Origin of the sequence: Pengzhenrongella frigida, assembly GCF_004168625.1 — a bacterium.
GTDB classification, from domain to species: domain Bacteria; phylum Actinomycetota; class Actinomycetes; order Actinomycetales; family Cellulomonadaceae; genus Pengzhenrongella; species Pengzhenrongella frigida.
In genome coordinates this window covers 1-1,205 of sequence record NZ_SDWW01000120.1, presented here as the reverse complement: position 1 = coordinate 1,205, position 1,205 = coordinate 1, and the positions used below count along the sequence as shown (strand labels likewise).

Here is a 1,205-nt window from a genome sequence, read left to right as displayed (position 1 = left end):
GGCGGATTCCAGCGAACGTCGCAACACCGAGAGGTGTTGGAGGACGTGATGGGACCTGTTCGTAGCCGGGGCCGCAAGCGTGGAGCGGAGCCGTTGACGGCGCAGCGGGAGGCGTTCGTCAGGTTGATCGCCAGGGGTGTGAGCAACGCCGAGGCGTGCCGAGTCGTGGGCGTGCACCGGCGGACTGGGGCACGTTGGCGACTCGGGCGCACGGTCATCTCCACCTCGGGGTTCGCGCTGCACTATCAACCCGTGACGACCACCGCCGCACCGGGCTTGTCCGCGAGGTACTTGTCCGAGGACGAGCGGATCGTGATCGGAGACCGGGTCCGGGCGGGAATGAGCCTGCGGAGCATCGGCCGCGAGCTGGGGCGCCCAGCATCGACGATCAGTCGCGAGGTCCACCGCAATCGTGACGCGCAGTCCGGGCGCTACCGCCCGTTCGCCGCGCACCGGATGGCGGTGGGACGACTCGCTCGGCCGAAGGAACGACGCCTGGCCGGCGACCAGGTCCTGCGCGAGACGGTCCAGGGCTGGCTGGACCTGCGGTCGAGCCCAGAGCAGATCGCCCAGACGCTGCGGCTCGAGTTCCCGGACAACCCCGCCTGGCATCTGGTCCACGAGAGCATCTACCAGGCGATCTACGCCCCCGGCGCGACGCTGGGTCGGGACAGGTTCACGTGCTTGCGCACCAGACGTCGGCGCCGACGCGCTCACCGCCACCCGGACGCTCGACGAGCCGGCGCCATGCGGGAGATGAAGATGATCGGTGACCGACCCCCGGACGTCGCCGACCGGGCCGTGGCCGGGCACTGGGAGGGCGACCTGATCAGCGGGACGTCGAACCGGTCGGCGATCGGCACCCTCGCCGAGCGCACCAGTCGGTACGTGCTCTTGGTACATCTACCCCAGCGACATACCGCGGACGCAACTCGCGACGGAGTCCTTGACGTCATGGGCAAACTCCCCTCGTCGCTACGCCGCTCGCTGACGTGGGATCAGGGCCGCGAGATGGCCGGCCATCGGCAGATCACCGCGGCGACCGGGATGAGCGTGTACTTCTGCGAGCCGCACTCCCCGTGGCAGCGCGGCACGAACGAGAACACCAACGGACTCCTGCGGGACTACTTCCCCAAGGGGACGAACCTCGCCGTCCACTCCGCAGAACGCCTCCAGCAGGTCCAGGACGAGCTCAACAATCGCCC

General features: G+C 69.3%; 1 protein-coding gene and 1 pseudogene. Both read left to right on the top strand.

Annotated elements, in window-relative coordinates; genetic code table 11:
• Positions 1 to 48: 48 nt before the first annotated feature.
• Positions 49 to 189: pseudogene (locus EUA98_RS20705) on the top strand (hypothetical protein); the annotation flags it as partial.
• 63 nt (positions 190 to 252) lie between these two features.
• On the top strand, positions 253 to 1,205 hold a 953-nt coding region (locus EUA98_RS19595), incomplete at its 3' end, for an IS30 family transposase (protein ID WP_165372934.1).